The organism is Pseudomonas sp. NFACC51 (assembly GCF_900103575.1).
Classification (GTDB): Bacteria; Pseudomonadota; Gammaproteobacteria; order Pseudomonadales; family Pseudomonadaceae; genus Aquipseudomonas; species Aquipseudomonas fluorescens_Q.
In genome coordinates this window covers 601256-627411 of the sequence record NZ_FMXH01000002.1, presented here as the reverse complement: position 1 = coordinate 627411, position 26156 = coordinate 601256, and the positions used below count along the sequence as shown (strand labels likewise).

Sequence of the window (26156 nt, the reverse complement as noted above, 5' to 3'; positions counted from 1 at the left end):
CGCTTAGGCACAGCCTTTGCTAGACCTCAACAGCGAAACCCACCGAACCGTTGGATTCAGTACAGGAGTGACCACGCAGATTTAATCAGGGGGCGCACGTCATCCAGACGCAAAGGCCAGATCAGAGACCACTGCTATCGAGGTATCACGGAGAAACAGGGTTCATTAAAACAAAGCAAGGCCAGACCATTGGAATGACGAAGTGATAAGAAATGCCGTGTAGAACGCGGCTGGGAGTTGGCTATGCCCCACGCTTTTTTTAATGAAATGTACGACGCAAAGGGTGACTGCCGCCCGCATTACCAAGCCTTCTCGCGCTGGCTGGCGGACACCCCGCTTGAACTGCTTGAACAACGCCGCCGCGAAGCCGACCTGCTGTTCCATCGAGCCGGTATCACCTTCACCCTCTATGGGGACGAGCAGGGCACCGAGCGCCTGATCCCCTTCGATATCATTCCCCGCAGCATCAAGGCCAGCGAATGGCAGATGGTCGAGCGTGGCTGCATTCAGCGGGTCCAGGCCCTGAACATGTTCCTGGCCGACATCTACCATGGGCAGCACATCCTCAAGGAAGGCATCATCCCGCCCGAGCAGGTGCTCGCCAACGAGGGCTACCAGATCGCGATGCAGGGCCTGAACCTGCACCGGGGCATCTACGCCCATATCGCCGGTGTCGACCTGGTTCGCGATGGTGACGGCAGCTATTACGTGCTGGAAGACAACCTGCGCACGCCCAGCGGTGTGAGCTACATGCTCGAAGACCGCAAGATGATGATGCGCCTGTTCCCCGAGCTCTTCGCCGCCCAGCGCGTGGCCCCCATCGATCATTACCCGAACCTGCTGCTCGACACCCTCAAGAGCTCAAGCCCCCTCGAGAACCCCACCGCCGTGGTGCTGACCCCGGGGCGCTTCAACAGTGCCTATTTCGAGCACGCGTTCCTGGCCCGTGAAATGGGCGTGGAACTGGTGGAGGGCGCAGACCTGTTCGTGCGTGACGACCATGTGTACATGCGCACCACCGCCGGCCCACGACAGGTGGACGTGATTTATCGTCGCCTTGACGATGCCTACCTCGACCCGCTGTCGTTCAACCCCGATTCGATGTTGGGCGTGCCCGGGCTGATCGCCGTGTACCGCGCGGGCAATGTGGTGCTGGCGAACGCGGTCGGCACCGGCGTGGCCGACGACAAGTCGATCTACCCCTACGTCGACGAAATGATCCGCTTCTACCTCACCGAAGAACCGATCCTGAAGAATGTGCCCACCTGGCAGTGTCGCAAGCCCCAGGACCTGTCCCATGTGCTGGCCAACCTGCCGGATCTGGTAGTCAAGGAAACCCAGGGCTCCGGCGGCTACGGCATGCTGGTCGGGCCGGCTGCCAGCGCGGCGGAGATCGAAGATTTCCGCGCGCGCCTCAAGGCTCGGCCTGAAGCCTACATCGCCCAGCCCACCTTGAGTCTGTCCACGTGTCCAACCTTCGTCGAGAGCGGCATCGCACCGCGCCACATCGACCTGCGTCCGTTCGTGCTGTCGGGCAAGGAAACGCGCCTGGTGCCTGGCGGGCTGACCCGCGTGGCGCTGCGCGAAGGCTCGCTGGTGGTGAACTCGTCCCAGGGCGGCGGCACCAAAGACACTTGGGTAGTGGAGGACTAAGACATGCTTTCAAGAACTGCTTCGGACCTCTATTGGATGTCCCGCTACCTGGAGCGCGCCGAGAACCTGGCGCGCATGCTCGAAGTCAGCTATTCGCTGTCGCTGATGCCCCAGGCCGGGCGCAGCGATGGCCATGCGGAACTGGCGATGTCGCTGCTGGCGGCCGGTACGCTGGACGACTACAACGCCCGTTATGACGCGCTCAACACCGAGCGCATGCTGCATTTCTTCGCCTTGGACGAAACCAACCCCGGCAGTATCTACAGCTGCCTGCGAGCTGCGCGGACCAATGCCCATGCCGTGCGCGGGCGCATCACCGCCGACATGTGGGAGAACATCAACGCCACCTGGCTGGAAATGCGCAACATCGCCAGCAACGGCCTGGGGCGCTACGGCATCAGCCATTTCTGCGAGTGGGTCAAGGAGCGTTCGCACCTGTTTCGTGGCGCGACGTCGGGCACCATCATGCGCAACGATGCCTACTGCTTCATTCGCCTGGGGACCTTTATCGAACGGGCCGACAACACGCTGCGGTTGCTGGACGCCCGCTATGAGATGTTCGGCGAGGAATCGGAGGAGGTCAGCGACAACTCGGCCCGTGGTTACTACCAGTGGAGTGCCTTGTTGCGCGCGTTGTCTTCGTTCGAGGCGTTCAACGAGATCTACCGCAATGCGCCCAATGCCGAGCAGGTTTCCGAGATGTTGCTGCTGCGCGCTGACGTCCCGCGCTCGCTGCATGCCTGCATCGAGGAACTGGACCACATTCTCGCCAGCCTGCCGGGCAACAACGGCCGGCCAGCGCAACGCCTGGCCGCCGAACTGAATGCACGCCTGCGTTATTCGGGGATCGATGAGATCCTGGCGTCGGGCCTGCATCAATGGCTGACCGACTTGATTGGGCAGATCCGCCACTTGGGCCAGACCGTCCATGAGTCTTACCTGGAGGTCGTATGAAACTGTCCATACGCCACGACACGACCTACAGCTACGCCGATGAAGTCTGCACCAGCATCCAGTTCCTGCGCCTGACGCCCCGGGACACTCAGCGCCAGCGTATCCTGCAATGGCACCTGGAACTGCCGCGACTGGTCCGCAGCCAGCTTGATCCCTATGGCAACATCCTGCATGTGATGACCATGGACGAGCCCCACGGTGCCTTGATCCTGACAGCTTATGGCGAGGTGGAAATCCATCAGTCCATCGCGATGGAACCGGATAACCAGTCGCCGCTACCTTTCCTGCGCACCAGTCGCCTGACCCAGGCGGATGAGACCCTCAGCGCCTTCGCCGTCGAGCAATGCGCCGGCCGGCGTGATCGTACGGCCTTGACCGATCTGATGAACGGTTTGGCGGCGCGGATGCCCTACAGCCCTGGCACGACCGCGGTCAACAGCACAGCCGCCGAGGCGTTTGCCGGTGGGACGGGGGTTTGCCAGGACCATACCCACGCGTTCCTGGCCTGCGCTCGCAGCCTGGGCATTCCTGCGCGCTATGTTTCCGGCTATTTGTGCACCGAGGATGAAAGCCACCTGGCGAGTCACGCCTGGGCGGAGGCCTGGCTGGATGATGGCTGGTACAGCTTCGATGTGACCAACCGCCTGACCCTTCCAGACCGCCACCTGAAACTGGCGGTCGGCCTGGACTACCTCGACGCCTGCCCGGTACGCGGCATGCGCCGGGGGGGCGGGGCGGAACAGATGCAGGCGCGGGTGCAGGTGAGTTCGATGGTGCAGGTGCAGCACCAATAGCCCGCGGAACCTGGCGGCCTCATCGCCTCATCGCGAGCAGGCTCGCTCTCACAGGAGGTTGACGGTGGACGTCATTGTCGTGAACACCCGAGAACCTGTTGTGGGAGCGACCTGGTCGCGATAGGGCCGGTACTCATTGCCCCGTGGCGAGGGAGCTTGCTCCCGCTGGGCTGCGCAGCGGCCCCCAAGGTATTTTCCTGACACACCGAGTCGGCAGGTCCGGGGCCGCTTCGCGCCCCACGGGAGCAAGCTCCCTCGCCACAGGGTTCGGTGTCGCCCATCACTTGGTTGAACACTCCCACAAGATCCCACCCCCTGCTTGCCCTCCAAAATGAAGCTTTCATGACAAAAGTTCGGTAGCACATCGCCATTCCCGTCATGCCTGTGTGACGTGTTCAAGGGGACCTTTCAGGTCGTTTTGGAGCCGGGGCGCGAAGCCGGGAGTGAGGCGATGGGGACTATGGAACGTTATTCGAAAGTGGGCATGCAGGAGCTTGACCAGCGGCTGTCGAAGATCGTCGAGGCGGCGCGCAAGCAGCCGGTCTCGGTGTATCGCTACGGCGCGCCGTGGGTCTGGATTGTTTCCCAGGATGACTGGCAGGGCGCGCTCAAGGAAGTGTCCAGCTACATTCCGCAGGGCCATTCACTGGTTTTGCTACGCCCGCAGATCGACGACCTGCTGGATGACCATCGCGATGTGTTGCAGGGGCTGAATGCCAGCGCCCAGATGCTGATCGCACCGCAAACCGCCATGCATATCCTCCTGCTACAACTGCTCTATTCGGTGCCCAGCGAGCAGCAACTCTACGAGCAACTCAACTACAACCTGCTGTTTCGCTGGTTCGTCGGCCTGGACCTGAACCAGAAGGTCTGGAGCTTCAACGTCCTGAGCAAAGACCTCGCCACACTGCTGGGCGACGCGCGGGCAGTGCGGCTCATCCAGAAAATCATCGGTGAAGTGTTCTGTGGCGCCTTGCTGCAAATGCCGGAGTTCTCCTTGAATTTCGCGCTTTTGCACACCTGGCTGGCCCGGCACGCCACGACATCGACCGCAAGCAATTGAGCCGTACTTTGAATTCAGGGGGTGGTGTGGAGCATTTCTTCAAATCGCGGCCGGCGCTGTGGGGCTGGTTGCTGCTGGCGGTCGGGGGGCCGTCGGCAATCGCTGCAGAAGGAGGGCAGGAGGCCGAAGCGGCACCGACGCGCCTGGTGGACGTGAACGAGTATTTCGTCCGGGGCAACACCGTGCTCGATGCCCAGGCCATCGAGGAAGCGGTGTACCCGTTCCTTGGCCCGCAAAAGGCCTTGAGCGACATCGAGGGCGCCCGGGAGGCCTTGCAGAAGGCTTATCAGGCCCGGGGTTATCAATCGGTGTTCGTCGAACTGCCAGAGCAGAAAGTCGAAGACGGCATCGTCTACCTGCAAGTCAGCGAGACCAAGATTGGCCGGGTGCGGGTGGTGGGGGCCAAGCATTATTCCCCCGTCGAAATTCGTGATGACGTGCCAGCGCTCAAGGAAGGCGAGGTGCCCGATTTCGCCCAGGTCCAGGCAGAACTGGCGCTGCTTAACAAAACCCCGGGGCGCCAGGTCATGCCGCTGGTGCGCGAAGGCCAGCGCCCCGGCACCATGGACGTGGATTTGCAAGTCGAAGACCAGGACCCCTGGCAGGCCAGCCTGGGGTTGAACAACGACTACAGCGCCGACACCGAGAAGCTGCGCACCGTCGCCAGCCTGGGCTACAACAACCTCTGGCAACTGGGCCACAGCGTTTCGCTGACCTTCTTCACCGCGCCCCAGGACACCGAGAATGCCAAGGTCTGGTCGGGCTCCTACACCGCGCCGTTGAGCGAACGCTGGAGCGTGCAGTTCTCGGGTTACCAATCCGACAGCAACGTGGCGACCGTCGGCGGTAGCAACGTATTGGGCAAAGGCCATTCCTATGGGGTGTCGGCGATCTACAGCCTGCCGTCCACGGGGGCATGGGCCAACAGCTTTTCGGTCGGGGTCGATTTCAAGGACTTCGAGGAAGAGCTGAACCTGGGCGGCGCCAGCGACAAGGCACCGCTCAAGTACGCGCCATTCACCTTCGCCTACAACGGCTTTCGCTACACCGAAACCAGCCAGTTGGGCCTTGGCCTGAGCCTGGTGGCGGGTACCCGCAGTCTGCTGGGCTACGGCAGCTCCGACGAAGAATTCGACTACAAGCGCTATCGCGCCAGCCCCAGCTTCGCCGTGCTCAAGGGCGACGGCAATTACACCTTCACCTTCGCCAATGATTGGCAGACTGCCTCCAAGGCCGCCTTCCAACTCGCCTCCGGGCCGCTGGTTTCCAACGAACAATTCTCGGCCGGTGGCGCCACCTCGGTGCGTGGCTACCTGGCCGCCGAGCGCACCGGTGATGACGGCTACCTGCTGTCCCAGGAGCTGCGCACCCCGTCCCTGGCCAAGTTTCTCGGCAGTTATGTCCAGGAGTGGCGCTTCTATGCCTTCGCCGAAGGCGCGCAGTTGTACCTGCGCGACGAACTGCCCGATCAGGAAGCCGACTACAGCCTCGCCAGCGTCGGCCTCGGCACCCGCGCGAGCCTGAGCAAATGGCTGTCCGGCAGCCTCGATTGGGGCTATCCGCTGCTCGAAGGGCCGAACACCTCGAAACAGGAATCGCGCCTGCACTTCAACCTGCAAGCGACGTTTTGAACCCAGGAGTCATGTCCATGCAACGCTTACTGTTATCCCTGTTTATCTGCCTGGGGCTGGTGCTTCCGGCGACCGCCAATGCCTGGTGGCAGGACGATTGGCACTATCGCAAACAGATTTCGGTGGACACCACCCCCCAGGGCGCCGCCATCGCCCAGGCTTTGGGACGCACGGCGTTGCTGGTGCGCCTGCACACCGGCAACTTCACCTTCGACGGGGTCAAGGAAGACGGCTCGGACCTGCGCTTCGTCAGTGCCGACGACAAGACCGTGCTCAATCACCAGATCGAAAGCTTCGACCCGCTGATGGGCATGGCGCTGATCTGGGTCGATGTGCCCAATGTGGAGGGCGGTCAGCGTCAGGACATGTGGATGTATTACGGCAACCAGAAGGCGCCAGCCACAGGCAGCGGCCAGTTGACCTTCGACCCGGACTACACCGCGTTGTATCACTTTGAAGGCGCCACCGGTGTACCGCCCCGGGATACCACGGCCTACGGCAACAATGCCCAGGGCGCAGCCGGTGTCAGCATCGACGGCGTGATCGGGCATGCCTTGCAGTTCAACGGCCAGCCGCTACTGTTGCCCGCCAGCCCTTCGTTGCAACACAGTGCCGGTGCGGCGTTCACCTTCAGTACCTGGCTGCGTCAGGACCAGGCCAGTGGCGAACAGATCATCCTGGCCCGTCGCGAAGCCACCAGCCTGTTGATCGGCGTGAACCAGGGTGTGCCGTTCGTTGCGATCAATGACCAGCGTGCGGTCTCGACTCAGCCGCTGAATCCTGGCCAGTGGCAGCACCTGGCGTTGACCGCCTCGGGCGACCGGGTCGTGCTCTACGTCAATGGGCGTGAAACCGCGAGCCTGGCGGTGGCGATGCCCGCGTTCAACTCGCCGATGGCCTTGGGCGCAGACGTGTCCGCCGGTGCCTTCGCGCCATTTGGTGGGGCCATGGACGAAGCGCGCCTGTCCAAGGTCGCCCGCCCGGCGCCACTGTTGTTGGCTGACGCCAATGCCCAGGGCGCCGAATCGAAACTGGTGGCCTACGGCGTCGATGAAGAGCAGTCCGGCTTCGGTTTCGGCAGCCTGGGTTTCCTGCTCAACGCCGTGCCGATGGACGCCTGGGTGATCATCGGGGTGCTGGTGCTGATGATGTTCCAGTCGTGGATCATCATGATCCGCAAGAACCGCATGGTCAGCCGTCTCAGCGCGGCCAACGAAGCCTTCCGTGAACAATTCGCCAGGATCGGCACGCGCCTGGAAATGTTCGCCGACGACCAGGACCTCGCCCAGCGCCTGCAACATTCGTCGCTGTGGCGCCTGTACCTGGTGGCCGTCAAGGAAATCCGCACCCGTCGCGAGCAAGGCGCCGACACTTCGTCGGTGTCGGCGGCCACCATCGAAGCGATCCGCTGTTCCATGGATGGCGTGCGTACCCGGGAAAACCAGCAGCTCAGCTCGAAGCTCTCGACCCTGTCCAACGCCATCGCCGGCGGCCCGTACATCGGCCTGCTTGGCACCGTGCTGGGGATCATGGTGGTGTTCCTCGGCACGGCCATGGCCGGTGACGTGAACATCAACGCCATTGCCCCGGGCATGGCCGCGGCATTGCTCGCCACAGCAATGGGGCTGTTCGTCGCGATACCTGCACTGTTTGGCTACAACCGCCTGATCACCCGCAACAAGGAAGTCAGCGCCGACATGCGCGTGTTCGTCGACGAGTTCATCACGCGCCTGGCGGAGATGCACGGCGAAGGCCAGTCCGGTGAAGCGGCGCATCGGCGCAATCATCACGCCCCATCGTCCGTACCGGCCTGAGGAAATCGCCATGGCTAGCGTAAACGCTTCACACGATGACGACGATGACGCGGCGGTCGACAGCATCAACATCACGCCGCTGGTGGACGTGCTCATGGTGGTGCTGGTGATGTTCATCCTCACCGCCACGGCCCAGGTGTCGGGTATCCAGATCAACCTGCCCAAGGCCAGTGCCTCGGTGTCGTTGTCCGAGGCCAAGACCAAGGCGATTTCGGTGAACGACGGCGGGCAGGTGTTCCTCGATGCCTACCCGGTGACCCTGGCCGAGCTGGAAGAGCGCCTGCGCATCGAGAAGGCCCAGAGCCCGGACTTCCCGATCATCGTGCGCGGCGACGCCACGGTGCAGTACCAGAAAGTCATCGAAGTGCTGGATCTGTTGCGGCGTCTGGAACTGTCCCAGGTCGGTCTGGTGACCGGCAAACCGAGCCAGGGCTGACCATGACCGCCAGACTTCCCATCGATCCGCCCCCGGTGAAGACTTCGCCGCTGCGCCTGCTCAAGTGGGCCGCCGGCCTGCTGCTGGGCGCCGTCGCGGCCTGGCTGCTGTGGCAGTGGGCCAACGACATGAGTGGCGTGCGCCGTGAAGCACCGAAGGTGCCGACCATCATCCCGTTGCCGCCTCCGCCCCCACCACCGCCGGAGAAACCCAAGGAGCCGGAGCCTCAGGTCGAGGAGAAGGTGGTCGAGCCAGAGCCGACTCCGGAGCCCGAAGAGGTCAAGCCCGAGGAAGAGGCGCCGCCGTCGCCAGTCGATGACCTGGCGAATCCGATGCAGATGGACGGCGATGCCCAGTCCGGCAATGACGCCTTCAACATCGGTGCCGGCAAGGGCGGTGGCATGGCCGGGGCAGGCGGTGGCGGTGGGCTGGGGAACGCCACTTACGGCCAGATGATGGCTGTTTCCTTTCAGCGTCTGCTGCGCGATGACCCCGAGCTTCGCAGGCTGGAGTTCACGTTGCAGGCCGATGTCTGGATCAGTGCCTCGGGGGAAGTCACCCGTGTGGAACTGGCGAAGTCCAGCGGCAACCCGCAGACCGACGAGAAAGTCATCGCTTCGCTGCGCGCTTCGCGGCATTTAAATGAACGGCCACCGGCCTCCCTGAAGATACCTGTACGCATGACATTTAAAGGAAAGCGTCCGGGCTAGTCGAAGTTCTAGAAAGTTTGCCAACAGGAGTTGTGTGCAGATGATTTCCAATGTGAATCGATTGTCGTGGGCAGTCGGCCTGATCGTTCTGGGCCTGTCCGGGCACTCGTTGGCCGCCCCGGCGCCTTCGGAAAACGCCACGATCAATCTGATCCGCCTGCTGGTGCAGCAGGGCGTGTTGAAACAGGATCAGGCCGATGGCTTGATCGCCCAGGCTGAACGGGAAGCCGTGCAGGCCCGCCAGGCGACCACGGCGGTTGCCGCAGCGCCGGCCGGTGCGCCGGGGGACGTGCGGGTGCAATACGTGCCGAACATCGTGCGTGAGCAGATCCGCGACCAGGTCAAGGCTGAAGTCATGGCCACCGCCAAGCAGGAAAACTGGGCCCAACCCAATACTTTCCCGGACTGGGTTTCGCGCATCAGTTTTGACGGCGACATTCGCCTGCGGGATGAGTCGCGCTATTACTCGGGCACCAACAGCAACGAAATCGTCGACTTCGCCCGGCTCAATGACAAGGGGCCCTACGACGTCAACCCCAACAGCAGCTCCAGCCTGCCGCCGTTGCTCAATACCCGTGAAGACCGCGAGAACCTGTTCCGCCTGCGCGCACGCCTGGGCATGAAGGCCGTGATTGCCCCGCAATGGACGGCGGGTATCCGCATCGGCACCGGCTCGGACAACAATCCGGTGTCCACCACTCAGACCCTCGGTGGTGGCTTTGGCAAGAAAGACATCTGGCTCGACCAAGGCTACCTGACCTGGAAGCCTTCGGACGAATTGACCCTCACCGGCGGGCGTTTCGCCAACCCGTTCTTCTCCACCGACCTGTTGTATTCCGGTGACCTGAACTTCGACGGTGTGGCGGCGAACTTCAACCACAAGCTCAATCAGGACTGGGGCGTGTTCGGTACCGTTGGCGCGTTCCCGGTGGAGTACACCAACGACACCAGCACCAGCAATGGCAGCGACAAGGAAGAGAGCGACAACAAGTGGCTGTACGGTGCGCAACTGGGGGCCAACTGGGCCATCAACGACAGCAACCGGATCAAGGGCGCGTTGGCCTATTACCGCTTCGACGACATCGAAGGCCAGCGTTCTTCGCCGTGCCAGCCCTGGGCCGGTGATCCAGGCTGCGACAGCGACGGTTCACGCGTTGCGTTCATGCAAAAGGGCAACACCGTGTTCCTGTTGCGTGACATCACGCCCAATCCCCTCAACCCGTCCACCACGCCACAGCCGCAATACGTCGGCCTGGCCTCGGAATTCAACCTGCTGGACCTGAATCTGGCCTTGGACACCGATCTTCCCGAAGACCTGAAACTGCGCAGCCAGGCCCACTACGTCCACAACTTGGGCTACGACGAAGGCGAGATGCGCAAGCGCTCCGAGGGGCAGTTCGCCAACAACCTGGACAGCAATGGCGAGGTGGAAAGCGGCGCCAACGCCTGGATGCTCCAGTTCACCCTTGGCAACTCGCTGGAGCTCAAGCGCGAGGGCGACTGGAACCTGTTCGCCGGCTACAAGTACATCCAGCCCGATGCCTTGCCGGACGGCTTCAACGATTCGTCATTCCATCTGGGTGGCACCAACGCCAAGGGTTATTTCCTGGGTGGCAACTATGGCCTGGCGAGCAACGTCTTCGCCACCGGTCGCTGGTTGAGTTCCGAAGCGGTGTACGGCGCGCCGTACGACATCGATGTCTTGCAGCTTGAAATCAACACGCGCTTCTAAGCGCAGGGAGGCCTCATGAAAAGGCGAGCCAAATACCCATGCCCGGCCGCGTTATTGGTGCTGGGCCTGCTGCTCAGTGGCGTGGCTCATGGCGAAGGCCTGGAAGAGCGGCTGCGGGCACAACTGCGCAGCACCACCGCCCAGTTGCAGGCCCTGCAAAGCGAGCAGGCCCAGGCCAGCGCCGCTCGCCAGGCTGCCGAGAGCCAGGCCAGAGAAGCCCAGGCGCAGATCAAGCAATTGACCGCACAACTGACCAAGGCCCAGGGCCTGAATGAGCAACTGGCTGGGCATCAGCAAAACCTGCAAAGCCAGGCCCAGGCCCAGGTGGCGGCCAGCAACGAGCAAATTGGCAAGTTCAAGAAAGCCTACGACGAGCTGCTGGTCCTGGCTCGCGGCAAAGAGGCCGAGCGCGCTCGCCTGGAGGCGCAATTGACCGAGCGTGACACACAAGTGCAGCAATGTTCGGTCAAGAATCAGCAAATGTACGAAGTCGCCAAGGCGCTGCTGCATGCCTACGAAACCATTGATGTGACCGACATCGTGAAGATCCGCCAGCCGTTCGCGGCCAAGGCCCGGGTACGTTTCGAAGAGCTGGCCCAGGGGTTTGGCGATGATCTCTACAAGAACCGTTTCGATGCCCCCCAGGCCTCGATCACTCACTGAACAGAACAAGGAAGAAGCGAACATGACCTCAATGATTGAATACGTTGGTGCAAAATCCCTGACCGAGTGGTTGCAGGCCGCGGGCTATCGGGTCAATGAAACCGAGCAGAACGGTATCGTGCAGCTGCTCAGTGCCAGCCAGGGCATCGGCTTCGCGGTGCGTTTGGGTAATCCTGCGCCGACAGCGGGCCAGTACCTGGACTTCACGTTCAGTTGTGCCTTGCGGGTACAGGGCGAGTTGCCAGTTGGGTTGGTGGCGTTGTGGAACGCCTCGCGCCGCTTTGCCCGGTTGTCGCTGCAAGGCGAATTCCTGGTGATGGAAATGGACGTCGTGGTTGCGGCGGGCGTGAGTGCCGATCATCTGCGCAGCCACCTGGAACTGTGGGACCGCCTGTTGCAGGAGTTCATTGTCTACCTGCGTGAGTACAGCCAGAACGCGGCGCACCTGCAAACCCCGGCCGAGCCAGTCGAAGCGCCATCGGAGGAGGCCGTCGCATCGTGAAAAAGCCGACCTTCGTCATCAGCGCCGCCGCGCTGGGGCTGATCGCCGTGGCGCTGGTGCTGGGCCTGCGGCCGGGCAGCGATCCGGTCGCCGCGGTACAGACCGCCAGCGTTGTTTCGGCCGACTCGCCGAGCTTGGCCCGACTGGGCAACCAGCAGGTCAGCCCCGAAGAGCTCAAGACCTTGCTGGCCGCACTGGCCCCGGAGGTTCGCCAGCAAATGCGTGGCAATCGTGCTGCACTGGAAGGCTGGATCCGTGCGCGCCTGGCGGAAAAGGCCGTGTTGGAGCAGGCCGACGCCCAGGGTTGGCGCGAGCGGCCCGAGGTGCAGCGGCAGACGCGAGCGGCGGCTGAGCAGATTGTGTTTCGCGACTACATGCAGTCGGTCAGTCAGGTGCCGGCCGGGTATCCCAGTGACGAAGAACTGAAGCAGGCTTACGACGCCGGGAAAGCCAACTGGACCGCACCGGCGTTGTACCGCGTCAGCCAGATTTTCCTGGCAGCCACCGAGCCGCAAACCGTAGAGGCGGTGCGCCGGCAAGCGTCGGAACTGAGTAAAAAGGCCCAGGCGTCACCTGTCGAGTTTGCCGCCCTGGCCAGCCGTTTCTCCCAGGACCGCACCAGTGCCGAACGCGGCGGTGACAGCGGTTACCAGCCGTTGCAGCAACTGGTCCCGCCGGTGCGTGAGGCGGTGGCGCGCTTGAAAGTCGGCGCGGTATCGGACCCGGTGCAGAGCCCGGCAGGGTTCCATGTCATCAAGCTCACCGATCAACAGCCGGCCCGGGAAGCGACCTTGGAGGAAGTCCGCGAACGCCTGACCCAGGCCTTGCGTGCCCAGCGCCAGGAACAGATCGCCAAGGCCTACCTGGACGGTATGCTCGACACGGCCACATTGAGCATCGATGGCGCGCAGTTGAGCAAGGTGCTGGAGGAGGGGCTTTAGACCAGTACTTTGTTTGATGTGAACACCTTTGTGGCAAGAGGATTTCTTTGTGGCGAGGGGATTTATCCCCGTTGGGCTGCGTAGCAGCCCCTATCAATATCCCAGTGTCAGACCTGATGGATTTCAAGCCAAGGGGGCCGCTTCGCGACCCACGGGGATAAATCCCCTCGCCACTTCGTACAACCGACAGGGAGTCACCCATGACCTTCACCGAGCCCGCAGGACGCCAGGCTGTCACCGCATACCGCACGCCGTTGCGTGTCCCCGATCCCTGGCTGACATTGGCCGGCGGTATTGAACCGCAGGTGGCGCAGTGTTTCCTGGTCAGTGCCCGTTGCGGCTGCTTCATGCAAGCGGCCCGTAGCCTCAACGTCAAGGCAACCTTTCTGCGCAAGCAGTTGGCGCAGTTGGAGACGCGGCTGCAACGCTCGTTGTTCAGCTTCCAGGGCAGCGCCTTGACCCTCACTCGCGAAGGCCGGCAGTTGCAGGCGCGATTGATTACTCTGGCCCACGAAAGCGCGCCACCGTTGAACGAACAACCCATGATTCGCCTCGCCGTGGCCGAGTCGATTCTGCATGACATCCTGGGACGCGACTTGATCTCGTTGCTACGGCGCAACGCCCGCGTGCGACTGCAGATCATCACCCTGGACAGTGACCTGGCACTGCAAGCCGTCAGCGCCGACCTGGTGCTGTGGTTGAGTGATGCCCACACGTTGGGGCAGGGACCGAGCTTCGCCACGTTGCCTGCGGATCGCCTGGCGCGGCTGGACTATGTGCCGCACATCGCCAAGCGCTACTCCCGATCGGCCACGCGCCCGGACTGCCTGGACGACCTGAACGATTACATGCTGGTGCAATGGCAGGCGGACCGACACGTGGACGGCTTCGCCCCGTGGAACGCCCTGATAGAACAACGCCGGGCCGGTGTGGTGCAGGTGCAATCCTACGAACTGATGCTGGAAATGATTCGCTGCAGCGCCTGCATCGGCCTGTTGCCGCAGTACATGAGCCGTTTCGACCGAGGCCTGGTGGCATTGCCGCAAGTGTTCGGCTTGTCGATGCAGCGGCACTTGTGGATGGCCGTCAGTGTCCAGGCCGAAGGCTCGCCAGAGGTGCAGATGCTTCGTGAGCTGATCCATCACACGCTGGATGAGCGCCGGGATTGGTTCCAGGCATAATCGAAAAAAGGTGTCTCGCCCTTGTGGGCGCGAGCTTGCTCGCGATAGCGGCGTCCAACTGAACCACCGCTCCCACAGGTTCCCCGTAGTGCCTGGTGCGGCTTATAGTGATCGGCCTTGTACCGTCTCCAGGGAGGAGCCGCATGTCCGAATCATCGATCACCCTCGTACGCTTCACTGAAACCCACATCGCCGGTGTCACCGCGCTCTACAACGATCCGGCGGTGACTCGCCAGGTGCTGCAGATGCCTTTCCAGTCCACCGAAGTCTGGCGCAAGCGCCTGGCAATGGACGACGAGCGTTTATTGAAACTGGTGGCCCTGCACGAGGGTGAAGTCATCGGCAACCTGGGGCTGGAGCAGTTTTCCCGCGTGCGTCGTGCCCATTGCGGCAGCCTCGGCATGGGCGTGGCGGTCGCCTGGCAGGGCAAGGGTGTGGGCTCGATGTTGCTGGCCGCCGCGTTGGATGTCGCGGACAACTGGATGAACCTGCGGCGGGTCGAGTTGACGGTGTACGCCGACAACGAAGCGGCCATCGGGCTGTACCGCAAGTTTGGCTTCGAAACCGAAGGCCTGATGCGCGACTACGCCGTGCGTGACGGACGCTGGGTGGACACCCTGGCCATGGCACGGTTGCGCTGAAAGGCCCAGCTCGCAGGCAAAGAGGGCTTTTACGTACGCCAACGTCTTGAACCTGTCATCATCGCTCTTCGCAGTACTCCCTTAATCGAGGACCGGCCCATGGACGATGTACAGCAATTGGGCGAGATGCTTCGTCACTACGCCGACAGCGAAGCGCACAAGAAACAATTGCACCAGGCCCAGTCGACGGTTTGGGCAGAGCAGATCAAGGCGTTGTATGGGCAAATCGAGCAATGGCTGGCGCCTGTCATGGCGCTCGGTCTGCTGGAACTGAGCCGTGAGACGTATGTGGCGCACGGGCCGAGTGAGCCGGTAGAGACGTCCGGTTTCAAGACTGAAAAACTGACCTTGACCATTACCGGTAGGCCGGTGGAATTCGTACCGGAGGTGATGGGCGTAGGTGGGTTGATTTCATTGTCGATCATTGGCCTGGCCGCGACCCGTCACGGCAGTATTTCCCTGGTTTGCCAACCTCCATCGGTGCAATGGCAATGGCGCCGGACCAACGGGTTGAAGGACCCCGACACGTTTGCCTTCGATGCCAACTTCCTCGCACAACAGTTGCAGAGCCTGATACCGCGCGAGCGTGGCTGAATCACGCATTCTTTTCAGAGCAGGCAAAAACCTGTCCATTGGCTATACCTGTAGTTCCGGCCCCGCCTCGTGTGGCTTACAGGAGTGACAGCATGAAGTTTTCGTCGATGATCGGCACTGTTTGCATTGCCTCGCTCGCCTTGGCGGGTTGCTCCAGCAAAGTCACACAGCCGGATGAGTACTCCGGGTTCCTGGGGGATTACAGTCGGCTCAAGGAAGAAAAGTCGCCGTCGGGGGCCGAGGTGATGCGTTGGGTCGATCCGAAGATCGACCCAGGCAAGTACACCAGTTTCTATATCGAGCCGACACAGCTTTACCCCAAGCCGCAGCCGACCGAGAAGATCCCTCAGGCGACGCTGTCGGGTATCACCGCTTATTACGATCAGGCCCTCAAGCGGGAAGCAGGAAAATCCTTGCCCCTGGCGACAGCGCCTGGGCCGGGTGTATTGGTGATGCGCGCGGCCATCACGGCTGTCGGCAGCAAGACCGAAGGCTTGAAACCGTATGAGGTGATCCCGATTGCGCTGGTGGCGGCCGCTGTGAGCACGGCAAGCGGCATTCGCGACCAGGAAACCACCCTGGGCACCGAAGCGGTTTTTCTCGACGGTGGCAACAACGCGGTGGTCGCCCAGGTGGTGCGCAAAGGCACGGGCAAGCCGTTGTCCAACGAGTCCCAGGTGATGAAGCCCGATGACGTCAAAGGGGTCATCGATGGCTGGGCGTCGGATTTGCATCAGTCGTTTCTGAAATTCAAGGCTAAATAGCCACCGCCGCAACCTCACGCGCCGGCGTCCAAACCACGACTTTTTATGTCCAACCATAGGTCGCGCAAGCATTTCGTGGTTAACTCCGGCCTTCACCTTTTTCAAACCTGTCAGAAGGAATCCGTTCATGGCTCAAGTCACCCTCAAAGGCAACCCGGTCCAAGTCAACGGCCAGTTGCCACAAGCCGGTAGCAAGGCGCCAGCCTTTTCCCTGGTTGCCGGCAATCTGTCGGACGTTTCCCTGAAGGACTTCGCCGGCAAGCGTAAAGTGCTGAACATTTTCCCAAGTGTCGACACGCCGACCTGCGCCACCTCCGTGCGCAAGTTCAATGCCCAGGCCAACGGCCTGACCAACACTGTGGTGCTCTGCATCTCCGCCGATCTGCCGTTCGCCCAGGCGCGTTTCTGCGGCGCCGAAGGCCTGGAAAATGTCCAGAACCTGTCGACCCTGCGCGGTACCGAGTTCATCCAGGACTACGGCGTGGCGATCGCCGATGGCCCACTGAAAGGCCTGACCGCCCGTGCCGTGGTGGTGCTGGACGAAAACGACACCGTGCTGCACAGCGAGCTGGTCAAGGAAATCGGTGAAGAGCCGAACTACGACGCTGCGCTGGCCGTTCTGAAATAAAGTATTTATTACAATTGTTAACGGCCTGGCCCTGTCCAGGCCGTTTTCTTTTGTGCTTCAACGTCTTAGCTGACTATTCGAAAGGTAAGCCCAACGTAAATTGCCGGTAAAGGCGCTTTGCTAAACACCCGCCAGTGCTTATCGTTCAGCCTCCCGTAAAAGAAGTCCACGCGTCCAATGGTTGATCACTCCATGCAATCCTCTGTTTCCCGCAATTCCCGTCGCTGGCTGTTCGGCCTGTTCATCGTATTGGTCGTCGCGGCGCTGACCTGGAAGTTCTGGCCCAGTGGCTCGGCGCAGAAGCCTGGGGCAGGGGATAAGGCCGCGGCGGGGCACATGGGGCGCTCGGGTGGCATGCGGCCAGGGTTCGGTGGGGCGACGGGGCCGATTCCGGTACGGGTGGCGCCGGCGGTGACCGGGGATTTCCCTCTGTACTTCAAGGCGCTGGGCACGGTCACCGCGCTCAATACCATCAACGTGCGCAGCCGCGTGGGGGGCGAACTGGTCAAGATCGCCTTCGAAGAGGGGCAGATGGTCAAGGCCGGGGACTTGTTGGCCGAGATCGACCCGCGTCCGTACCAGAACGCCTTGCTCCAGGCCGAAGGCACGTTGTTGCAGAACCAGGCCCAGCTGAAAAATGCCCAGGTAGACTTTGAGCGCTATCGCGGCCTGTACGCCGAAGACAGCATTGCCAAGCAAACCCTCGACACCGCCGCGGCGCTGGTGGGCCAGTACCAGGGCACGGTCAAGACCAACCAGGCGGCGGTCAACGACGCCAAGCTCAACCTCGAATTCACCAAGATCCGTGCGCCCATCTCCGGGCGGGTCGGTTTGCGGCAACTGGATATCGGCAACCTGGTGGCGGCCAACGACACCACGGCCCTGGCAGTCATCACCCAGACCCAACCCATCAGCGTCGTGTTCACCTTGCCGGAAAACAACCTCGACACGGTGCTGGCCCGTTATCGCAGCGGGGCGAAACTGCCCGTCGAGGCTTGGGACCGGGGCGATGTGAAGCTGCAGGCCAGCGGCGTGCTGCAAAGCCTGGACAACCAGATCGATGTCACCACTGGCACCTTGAAATTCAAGGCCCGCTACGAGAACCACGACCAGTCGCTGTTTCCCAATCAGTTCGTCAATGTCCGCCTGCTGGCCGACACCCTCAAAGGCGTGACCCTGGCGCCGACGGCGGCCATCCAGTTCGGGACCAATGGCACCTTCGTCTATGCCCTGGATGGCGACAAGAAGGTCACCATCAAAAAGCTGAAGATCGGTGCCAGCGACGGAGCGAATACCGTGGTCACCGAAGGCCTGGCCGCCGGTGACCGGGTGGTGCTCGAAGGCACCGATCGCTTGAAGGAAGGCAGTGAAGTGGAAGTGGTCAGCGACAGCCAGGAAGTGCCCACCACGCCGACCGAGCACCTGCAGGGCAAGTCCGCAGCGGTGCCCGCTGAGCCGGTTGCGGCCGACAAGGCGAAAAAGGGCGGCGCATGAATCTCTCGCGGCTGTTCATCCTTCGCCCGGTCGCCACCACCCTGAGCATGCTGGCGATCATCCTGGCCGGCCTGATCGCCTATCGGCTGCTGCCGGTGTCGGCCTTGCCCCAGGTCGATTACCCGACCATCCGCGTGATGACCCTTTACCCGGGCGCCAGTCCCGATGTGATGACCAGCGCGGTGACCGCGCCCCTGGAACGCCAGTTCGGGCAGATGCCGGGCCTGACGCAGATGGCCTCCACCAGTTCCGGTGGTGCCTCGGTGATTACCCTGCGCTTCAACCTCGACATCAACATGGACGTCGCCGAGCAGCAGGTGCAGGCGGCGATCAACGCGGCCACCAACCTGCTGCCCAAGGACCTGCCGGCACCGCCGGTGTACAACAAGGTCAACCCGGCCGACACCCCGGTGCTGACCCTGGCGATCACCTCCAAGACCATGCTGCTGCCCAAGCTCAACGACTTGGTGGACACCCGCATGGCGCAGAAAATCGCCCAGATCAATGGCGTGGGCATGGTCACCATCGCCGGCGGCCAGCGCCAGGCCGTGCGGATCAAGGTCAACCCCGAGGCCCTGGCGGCCAATGGCTTGAACCTGGCGGATGTGCGCACGCTGATCGGTGCCTCCAACGTCAACCAGCCCAAGGGCAATTTCGACGGCCCGACCCGGGTCTCGATGCTCGACGCCAACGACCAGTTGACCTCGCCCAAGGACTACGCCGAACTGATCCTGGCCTACGCCAACGGCGCGCCGTTGCGGCTCAAGGACGTGGCGCAGATCGTCGACGGCGCCGAAAACGAACGCCTTGCCGCCTGGGCCAACGAAAACCAGGCGGTGCTGCTGAACATCCAGCGCCAGCCGGGGGCCAACGTCATCGAAGTGGTGGACCGGATCAAGGCCCTGCTGCCGAGCATCACCGACAACTTGCCGGCCGGCCTGGATGTCACCGTGCTGACCGACCGCACCCAGACCATCCGAGCTTCGGTCACCGACGTGCAGCATGAATTACTGATCGCCATCGCCCTGGTGGTCATGGTGACCTTCCTGTTCCTGCGTCGCGTCAGCGCCACGATCATTCCGTCGGTGGCCGTGCCGTTGTCGCTGATCGGCACCTTCGGTGTGATGTACCTGGCCGGTTTTTCCGTCAATAACCTGACCTTGATGGCCCTGACCATCGCCACCGGTTTTGTGGTGGACGATGCAATCGTCATGCTGGAGAACATTGCTCGTTTCATCGAGGAGGGCGACAGCCCGCTGCAGGCCGCGCTCAAGGGCGCGAAGCAGATCGGCTTCACGCTGATTTCCCTGACGCTGTCGCTGATCGCCGTGTTGATCCCGCTGCTGTTCATGGCCGACGTGGTCGGACGCTTGTTTCGCGAGTTCGCCATCACCCTGGCGGTGGCGATCCTGATTTCCCTGGTGGTCTCCCTGACCCTGACGCCGATGATGTGTGCCCGCTTGCTCAAGCGTGAGCCCGAGGAAGCAGAGCAGGGCCGTTTCTACCGCGCCAGCGGCGCCTGGATCGACTGGCTGATCGCCGCCTATGGGCGTAAATTGCAGTGGGTGCTCAGGCATCAGCCGCTGACCCTGCTGGTGGCGGTGGGTAGCCTGGTACTGACGGTGGTGCTGTACCTGGCCGTGCCCAAGGGGTTCTTTCCGGTGCAGGACACCGGGGTGATCCAGGGCATTTCCGAGGCACCGCAATCGATCTCCTTTGCCGCCATGAGCGAGCGGCAGCAGCAACTGGCGAAAGTGATCCTGGCGGACCCGGCGGTGGAGAGTCTGTCATCCTACATCGGCGTGGACGGCGACAACGCCACGCTCAACAGCGGTCGCCTGCTGATCAACCTCAAGCCCCACAGTGAACGGGATGACAGTGCCACCGAGATCATTGCCCGCTTGCAGTCGCAATTGGATCGGCTGGTGGGCATTCGCCTGTTCATGCAGCCAGTGCAGGACCTGACCATCGAAGACCGGGTCAGCCGGACCCAGTACCAATTCAGCTTATCGTCGCCGGACGCCGAATTGCTCAGCCTCTGGAGCGGGCGCCTGGTCGAAGCCCTGGCCCAACAGGCGGAGCTGACCGATGTGGCCAGCGACCTGCAGGACAAGGGTTTGCAGGTCTACCTGGTGATCGACCGCGACGCCGCCTCACGCCTGGGCGTCTCCGTGTCGAACATCACCGATGCGCTCTATGACGCCTTCGGCCAGCGGCAGATTTCCACCATCTACACCCAGGCCAGCCAGTACCGGGTGGTGTTGCAGGCCCAGGCCGGGGAACGGATCGGGCCCCAGGCGCTGGACCAGATTCACGTCAAGACCACCGACGGTGGGCAGGTACGGCTGTCGAGCCTGGCTCGGGTCGAAGAACGCCAGGCGCAACTGGCGATTGCCCACATTGGCCAGTTTCCGGCGGTGATGATGTCGTTCAACCTTGCGCCGGGCGTGGCCCTGGGGCATGCGGTGGACGTGATCGAAAGGGTCCAGCGGGACATCGGCATGCCGGTGGGCGTGCAGACCGAGTTCCAGGGCGCAGCCCAAGCATTTCAGGCGTCGCTGTCGAGTACCTTGCTGCTGATCCTGGCAGCGGTGGTGACCATGTATATAGTGCTGGGCGTGTTGTACGAAAGCTACATCCACCCGATCACCATCCTTTCCACCTTGCCCTCGGCGGCCATCGGCGCCTTGCTGGCCTTGATCCTCAGCGGCAATGACCTGGGCATGATCGCGATCATTGGCATCATCCTGCTGATCGGCATCGTCAAGAAAAACGCGATCATGATGATCGACTTCGCCCTCGATGCCGAACGCAACCAGGGCGTCGACCCGCAGACGGCGATCTATCAGGCTGCATTACTGCGCTTCCGCCCGATCCTGATGACCACCCTGGCGGCCTTGTTCGGCGCAATACCTCTGATGTTCGCCACCGGTTCCGGCGCTGAACTGCGCCAGCCCCTGGGCTTGGTGATGGTGGGCGGGTTGTTGGTGAGCCAGGTATTGACGTTGTTCACCACGCCAGTGATCTACCTGTATTTCGATCGCCTCGGACGCCGCTTCGCCAAGCCAGAAGGGAAAGAGGTGCGGGCATGACGCTTAGCGTGGGCCGGACGCACACCCTGTGGCGAGGGAGCTTGCTCCCGCTGGGCTGCGCAGCAGACCTTTTTGTGAGTGCTGCGCACTCAAGCGGGAGCAAGCTCCCTCGCCACAAAAGTGTGTGCTGCATGACGCCTGATGGCTGGAGCGCTCACCCATGAATCTCTCTGGCCCCTTCATCCGCCGCCCCGTCGCGACCATGCTTCTGAGCTTCGCCATCACATTGCTCGGCGGCGTGTGCTTCGGCCTGCTGCCGGTTTCACCGCTGCCACAGATGGACTTCCCGGTGATCGTGGTCCAGGCCAACTTGCCAGGGGCCAGCCCCGAGGTGATGGCTTCGACGGTGGCTACGCCCCTGGAGCGTTCCTTCGGCGCCATCGCCGGGGTCAACACCATGAGCAGCCGTTCCAGCCAGGGTTCTACCCGGGTCATTCTGCAATTCGACCTAGACCGTGACATCAACGGTGCCGCCCGGGAAGTGCAGGCGGCCATCAATGCGTCGCGCAACCTGTTGCCCAGTGGCATGCGCAGTATGCCGACCTATAAGAAGGTCAACCCGTCCCAGGCGCCGATCATGGTGCTGTCGCTGACCTCGGATGTGTTGAAAAAAGGCCAGCTCTACGACCTGGCTTCGACCATCCTGTCCCAGAGCCTGTCCCAGGTATCGGGCGTCGGCGAGGTACAGATCGGCGGCAGCTCGTTGCCGGCGGTGCGCATCGAACTGGAACCGCATCTGCTCAACCAGTACGGCGTGGCCCTCGATGATGTGCGCACCGCCGTTGCCGATAGCAATGTGCGCCGACCCAAGGGCTCGGTGGAGGACGATCGGCGCATGTGGCAGGTCCAGGCCAACGATCAACTGGAGAAGGCCAAGGACTACGAAACGCTGATCATCCGTTATCAGGATGGCTCGGTACTGCGACTCAAGGACGTGGCGAAAGTCACCGACGGCGTCGAGGATCGCTACAACAGCGGTTTCTTCAACAACGATGCCGCCGTGTTGCTGGTGATCAACCGCCAGGCCGGGGCCAACATCATCGAGACGGTCAACGAAATCAAGGCGCAACTGCCGGCGTTACAGGCCGTGCTGCCGGCCAGCGTCAAGCTGAACCTAGCGATGGACCGCTCGCCGGTGATCAAGGCCACCCTGCATGAAGCGGAAATGACCTTGCTGATCGCCGTGGCCCTGGTGGTGCTGGTGGTGTTCCTGTTCCTCGGCAACTTCCGCGCCTCGTTGATCCCGACGCTGGCGGTTCCGGTGTCGTTGGTGGGCACGTTTGCGGTGATGTACCTGTACGGTTTCTCCCTGAACAACCTGTCCTTGATGGCGTTGATCCTCGCGACCGGGTTGGTGGTGGACGATGCCATCGTGGTGCTGGAGAACATTTCCCGGCATATCGACGAAGGTGTTCCCCCAATGACGGCGGCGTATAGGGGGGCCGAAGAGGTGGGTTTCACCTTGCTGTCGATGAACGTCTCGCTGGTGGCGGTGTTCCTGTCGATCCTGTTCATGGGCGGGATCATCGAGAGCCTGTTTCGCGAATTTTCCATTACCCTGGCGGCGTCCATCGTAGTCTCGCTGGTGGTCTCGCTGACCCTCACACCGATGCTCTGCGCCCGCTGGCTCAAGCCTCACGTGCCGGGGCAGGAGAATCGCTTCCAGCGCTGGAGCCTGCGGCTCAATGAGCGGATGGTCCGTGGTTATGCCACCAGCCTGGACTGGGTGCTGCGCCATCGGCGTCTGACCTTGCTGAGCCTGTTGGTGACCATCGGCGTGAACGTCGCGTTGTATGTGGTGGTGCCGAAAACCTTCATGCCGCAGCAGGACACTGGCCAGTTGATCGGTTTCGTGCGTGGCGATGACGGGCTGTCGTTCAACGTGATGCAGCCGAAGATGGAAATCTTCCGCCGCGCCGTACTCAAGGACGAGGCGGTGCAAAGCGTCGCCGGTTTCATCGGTGGCAACAACGGTACCAACAACGCCTTCATGCTGGTGCGCCTCAAGCCGATCAAGGAGCGTAATATTTCTGCACAGAAAGTCATCGAGCGCCTTCGTAAAGAAATGCCCAATGTCCCCGGCGCTCAGTTGATGTTGATGGCCGACCAGGACCTGCAGTTCGGTGGCGGTCGCGAGCAGACCACCTCGCAGTATTCCTACATCCTGCAAAGCGCCGACCTGGCGTCGCTGCGCGCGTGGTACCCCAAGGTCGTGGCGGCCTTCAGGGCCTTGCCGGAGCTGACCGCCATCGACGCTCGTGACGGCGGCGGGGCGCAGCAGGTGACGCTGGTGGTGGACCGCGACCAGGCCAAGCGCCTGGGCATCGACATGGACATGGTCACCGCGGTGCTCAACAACGCCTACAGCCAGCGGCAGATCTCGACCATCTACGACAGCCTCAACCAGTACCAGGTGGTGATGGAGGTCAATCCCAAGTATGCCCAGGACCCGAGTACCCTCGAGCAGGTCCAGGTGATCACCGCCGATGGCGCGCGCGTACCGCTGTCGGCCATTGCCCACTACGAGAACAGCCTGGAGGACGACCGGGTCAGCCATGAGGGTCAGTTCGCGTCCGAGGGCATTTCCTTCGACATGGCCGAAGGTGTCACGGTGGAGCAGGGCACCGCGGCCATCGAACGGGCACTTGCCAAGCTCGGGTTGCCCGAGGATGTCATCGTGAAAATGGCCGGCACCGCCGATGCGTTCGCCGCCACCCAGAAAAGCCAACCGTTCATGATCCTCGGGGCGTTGCTGGCGGTGTACCTGGTGTTGGGTGTGCTCTATGAAAGCTACATCCATCCGTTGACCATCCTGTCTACGTTGCCATCGGCCGGGGTCGGCGCGTTGCTGTCGATCTACGCGCTGGGTGGCGAGTTCAGCCTGATCTCGCTGTTGGGGCTGTTCCTGCTGATCGGCGTGGTGAAGAAAAACGCCATCCTGATGATCGATCTGGCGCTGCAACTCGAACGTGCCGGGCAGACGCCACTGGAGTCGATCCGCAGCGCTTGCCTGCTGCGGTTGCGGCCGATCCTGATGACCACGCTGGCGGCGATCCTTGGTGCCTTGCCGCTGTTGCTCGGCGCCGCCGAAGGCTCGGAAATGCGCCAGCCATTGGGCCTGACCATCATCGGTGGGTTGGTGTTCAGCCAGGTTCTGACGCTCTACACCACACCGGTGGTTTACCTTTATCTCGACAAGCTGCGCCATCGCTTCAATCGCTGGCGCGGTGTGCGCACTGATGCTGCCCTGGAAACTCCGCTATGACCGACCGTTCGCCTTTCAATCTTGCCGCAACGCTGGCCACCGCCCGTGGTTCGCGGGTGCTGAGCCTGGTGCTGTGCGTGGCGATGCTCAGTGCCTGCGCCGTCGGCCCGGATTATCAACGTCCCCAGGCTGCCGAGCCGGTGCAATACAAGGAGGCCCAAGGCTGGCGCCAGGCCAACCCCAGCGATGCGATGGCCAGGGGCGCCTGGTGGGAGCTGTACGGCGATGTGCAACTCAATGGTCTGGTGGACCAGCTCAATGCGTCCAACCAGACGGTGGCCCAGGCCGACGCCCAATACCGACAGGCCCGGGCGCTGGTGCGCAACGCCCGTGGCGCATTTTTTCCCACCGTGGACCTGACCGTCGGCAAGACCCGCTCCAGTCAGGGCACGGGTAGCAGCAGTTCGAGCCTGAGCAGTTCGTCCAGCGGCATTCGCGACACCTATAGCGCCCAGGCCGGTGTCAGCTGGGAGGCGGACGTATGGGGCAAGTTGCGCCGCACCCTGGAAGCCGACGAGGCAAGCGCCCAAGCCAGTTTTGCCGACCTGGCGGCGATGCGCCTGAGCCAGCAATCGGAACTGGTGCAGAACTACCTGCAGTTGCGGGTGATCGATGAACAGAAGCGCCTGTTGCAGACCACCGTCGACAACTACCAGCGCTCCCTGAAAATGACCGAAAACCAGTACCGCGCCGGGGTGTCCGGCAAGGACGCGGTGGCTCAGGCGCAAAACCAGCTCAAGACCACCCAGGGCGACCTGATCGACCTGATCTGGCAACGGGCCCAGTTTGAAAACGCCATTGCCGTACTGGTCGGCCTGCCGCCGGCCGAGTTCAACCTGGCCGAGACCCAGGACATCCCGTCGCTGCCGCAGATCCCGGTGGCGCTGCCGTCGCAACTGCTCGAACGCCGGCCGGATATCGCCTCGGCGGAACGTTCGGTGATGGCCGCCAACGCCAACATCGGGGTCGCCAAGGCCGCGTATTACCCGGACCTGACCCTGAGCCTCAGTGGCGGCTACAGCAGCAGTACCTACGACAACTGGGTGAGCGTGCCGAACCGGTTCTGGTCGGTAGGGCCACAACTGGCGATGACGCTGTTCGATGGCGGCCAGCGTTCGGCAGAGGTCGACCGTACTGTCGCGGCCTACGATCAGACCGTCGCCACCTATCGCCAGACCGTGCTCGACGGCTTGCGCGAGGTGGAAAATTACATGATCCAGCTCAAAGTGCTGGAAGACGAAGCCCGCGTGCGCCAGGAAGCCCTCGACGCCGCCCGCGAATCCCTGCGCTTGACGCAGAACCAGTACAAGGCCGGGTTGATTGCCTACCTCGATGTGGTGACCGTCCAGGCTACCGCCCTGAGCAACGAGCGCAGCGTGCTGAGCCTGCAACAGAGCCGCCTGATCGCCAGCGTGCAGTTGATTGCGGCGTTGGGGGGTGGTTGGGATGGGCAGCTAAAGACGGATGAGTAAGCCGTCGAGCCGATAATGCTGCACGGTATTAAGAGCCGAGATGCATTTGTGGCGAGGGAGCTTGCTCCCGCTGGGCTGCGCAGCAGCCCCTCTCAAGCTCACTCAATCAACCTGATCCACCGCGTCGCCGGG

Annotated in this window: 21 protein-coding genes; all 21 read left to right on the top strand. The window is 62.5% G+C overall.

Annotation, left to right across the window (positions count from 1 at the left end):
* Positions 1 to 243 precede the first annotated feature (243 nt).
* Positions 244 to 1653 (top strand): circularly permuted type 2 ATP-grasp protein, encoded by a 1410-nt coding sequence (locus BLT00_RS06785; protein WP_003201697.1) that lies wholly within the window; start codon positions 244 to 246, stop codon positions 1651 to 1653.
* 3 nt (positions 1654 to 1656) lie between these two features.
* Entirely contained in the window at positions 1657 to 2607 is a 951-nt protein-coding gene (locus BLT00_RS06780) for an alpha-E domain-containing protein (RefSeq protein ID WP_003201699.1), read from the top strand.
* Complete coding sequence (locus BLT00_RS06775; protein ID WP_092143684.1) at positions 2604 to 3401, top strand: transglutaminase family protein; 798 nt, start codon at positions 2604 to 2606, stop codon at positions 3399 to 3401. Before BLT00_RS06780 ends, BLT00_RS06775 begins: the two co-directional genes overlap by 4 nt.
* A 460-nt stretch (positions 3402 to 3861) precedes the next feature.
* Positions 3862 to 4464 carry a transposase gene (locus BLT00_RS32455; RefSeq protein WP_072347174.1) on the top strand — a complete coding sequence of 201 codons (603 nt, stop codon included), beginning with the start codon at positions 3862 to 3864 and terminating at the stop codon, positions 4462 to 4464.
* Positions 4465 to 4532: 68 nt separating this feature from the next.
* Complete coding sequence (locus tag BLT00_RS06765) at positions 4533 to 6095, top strand: ShlB/FhaC/HecB family hemolysin secretion/activation protein (RefSeq protein ID WP_371856939.1); 1563 nt, start codon at positions 4533 to 4535, stop codon at positions 6093 to 6095.
* Positions 6096 to 6112: 17 nt separating this feature from the next.
* Positions 6113 to 7909 carry a DUF2341 domain-containing protein gene (locus tag BLT00_RS06760; RefSeq protein WP_092143681.1) on the top strand — a complete coding sequence of 599 codons (1797 nt, stop codon included), beginning with the start codon at positions 6113 to 6115 and terminating at the stop codon, positions 7907 to 7909.
* Between the two features lie 10 nt (positions 7910 to 7919).
* Positions 7920 to 8345, top strand: coding sequence for an ExbD/TolR family protein (locus BLT00_RS06755; protein WP_072398773.1), 426 nt, complete (start codon positions 7920 to 7922; stop codon positions 8343 to 8345).
* 2 nt (positions 8346 to 8347) lie between these two features.
* Positions 8348 to 9055, top strand: a complete 708-nt coding sequence (locus BLT00_RS06750; protein WP_092143678.1) for an energy transducer TonB — start codon at positions 8348 to 8350, stop codon at positions 9053 to 9055.
* A gap of 40 nt (positions 9056 to 9095) precedes the next feature.
* Complete coding sequence (locus BLT00_RS06745) at positions 9096 to 10787, top strand: putative porin (protein WP_092143675.1); 1692 nt, start codon at positions 9096 to 9098, stop codon at positions 10785 to 10787.
* Positions 10788 to 10802: 15 nt separating this feature from the next.
* A complete protein-coding gene (locus BLT00_RS06740) occupies positions 10803 to 11450 on the top strand; it encodes a DNA repair protein (RefSeq protein ID WP_092143672.1) in 648 nt (215 codons plus the stop codon).
* Positions 11451 to 11472: 22 nt separating this feature from the next.
* The gene (locus BLT00_RS06735) at positions 11473 to 11952 is read left to right on the top strand and encodes a YbjN domain-containing protein (protein ID WP_063321354.1); all 480 of its coding nucleotides are present in this window, start codon (positions 11473 to 11475) and stop codon (positions 11950 to 11952) included.
* The gene (locus BLT00_RS06730; RefSeq protein WP_092143669.1) at positions 11949 to 12893 is read left to right on the top strand and encodes a peptidylprolyl isomerase; all 945 of its coding nucleotides are present in this window, start codon (positions 11949 to 11951) and stop codon (positions 12891 to 12893) included. Before BLT00_RS06735 ends, BLT00_RS06730 begins: the two co-directional genes overlap by 4 nt.
* 200 nt (positions 12894 to 13093) lie before the next feature.
* Positions 13094 to 14074, top strand: coding sequence for a LysR family transcriptional regulator (locus BLT00_RS06725; RefSeq protein WP_092143666.1), 981 nt, complete (start codon positions 13094 to 13096; stop codon positions 14072 to 14074).
* Between the two features lie 143 nt (positions 14075 to 14217).
* Positions 14218 to 14715: a GNAT family N-acetyltransferase gene (locus BLT00_RS06720; protein ID WP_063321351.1), complete on the top strand. Its 498-nt coding sequence runs from the start codon at positions 14218 to 14220 to the stop codon at positions 14713 to 14715.
* A 99-nt stretch (positions 14716 to 14814) separates the two neighbouring features.
* Positions 14815 to 15309 carry a hypothetical protein gene (locus BLT00_RS06715; protein WP_063321350.1) on the top strand — a complete coding sequence of 165 codons (495 nt, stop codon included), beginning with the start codon at positions 14815 to 14817 and terminating at the stop codon, positions 15307 to 15309.
* A gap of 92 nt (positions 15310 to 15401) precedes the next feature.
* Positions 15402 to 16073, top strand: coding sequence for a DUF3313 domain-containing protein (locus tag BLT00_RS06710; RefSeq protein ID WP_092143663.1), 672 nt, complete (start codon positions 15402 to 15404; stop codon positions 16071 to 16073).
* Positions 16074 to 16200: 127 nt separating this feature from the next.
* Positions 16201 to 16701, top strand: coding sequence for a thiol peroxidase (gene tpx, locus BLT00_RS06705; protein WP_063321348.1), 501 nt, complete (start codon positions 16201 to 16203; stop codon positions 16699 to 16701).
* 177 nt (positions 16702 to 16878) lie between these two features.
* Positions 16879 to 18195, top strand: coding sequence for an MdtA/MuxA family multidrug efflux RND transporter periplasmic adaptor subunit (locus BLT00_RS06700; RefSeq protein WP_092143660.1), 1317 nt, complete (start codon positions 16879 to 16881; stop codon positions 18193 to 18195).
* The gene (locus BLT00_RS06695) at positions 18192 to 21287 is read left to right on the top strand and encodes an MdtB/MuxB family multidrug efflux RND transporter permease subunit (protein ID WP_092143657.1); all 3096 of its coding nucleotides are present in this window, start codon (positions 18192 to 18194) and stop codon (positions 21285 to 21287) included. Before BLT00_RS06700 ends, BLT00_RS06695 begins: the two co-directional genes overlap by 4 nt.
* Before the next feature lie 160 nt (positions 21288 to 21447).
* Positions 21448 to 24552 carry an efflux RND transporter permease subunit gene (locus tag BLT00_RS06690; RefSeq protein ID WP_092143654.1) on the top strand — a complete coding sequence of 1035 codons (3105 nt, stop codon included), beginning with the start codon at positions 21448 to 21450 and terminating at the stop codon, positions 24550 to 24552.
* Positions 24549 to 26024: an efflux transporter outer membrane subunit gene (locus BLT00_RS06685; RefSeq protein WP_092143651.1), complete on the top strand. Its 1476-nt coding sequence runs from the start codon at positions 24549 to 24551 to the stop codon at positions 26022 to 26024. The genes BLT00_RS06690 and BLT00_RS06685 overlap by 4 nt, the downstream gene beginning before the upstream one ends.
* Positions 26025 to 26156 lie beyond the last annotated feature (132 nt).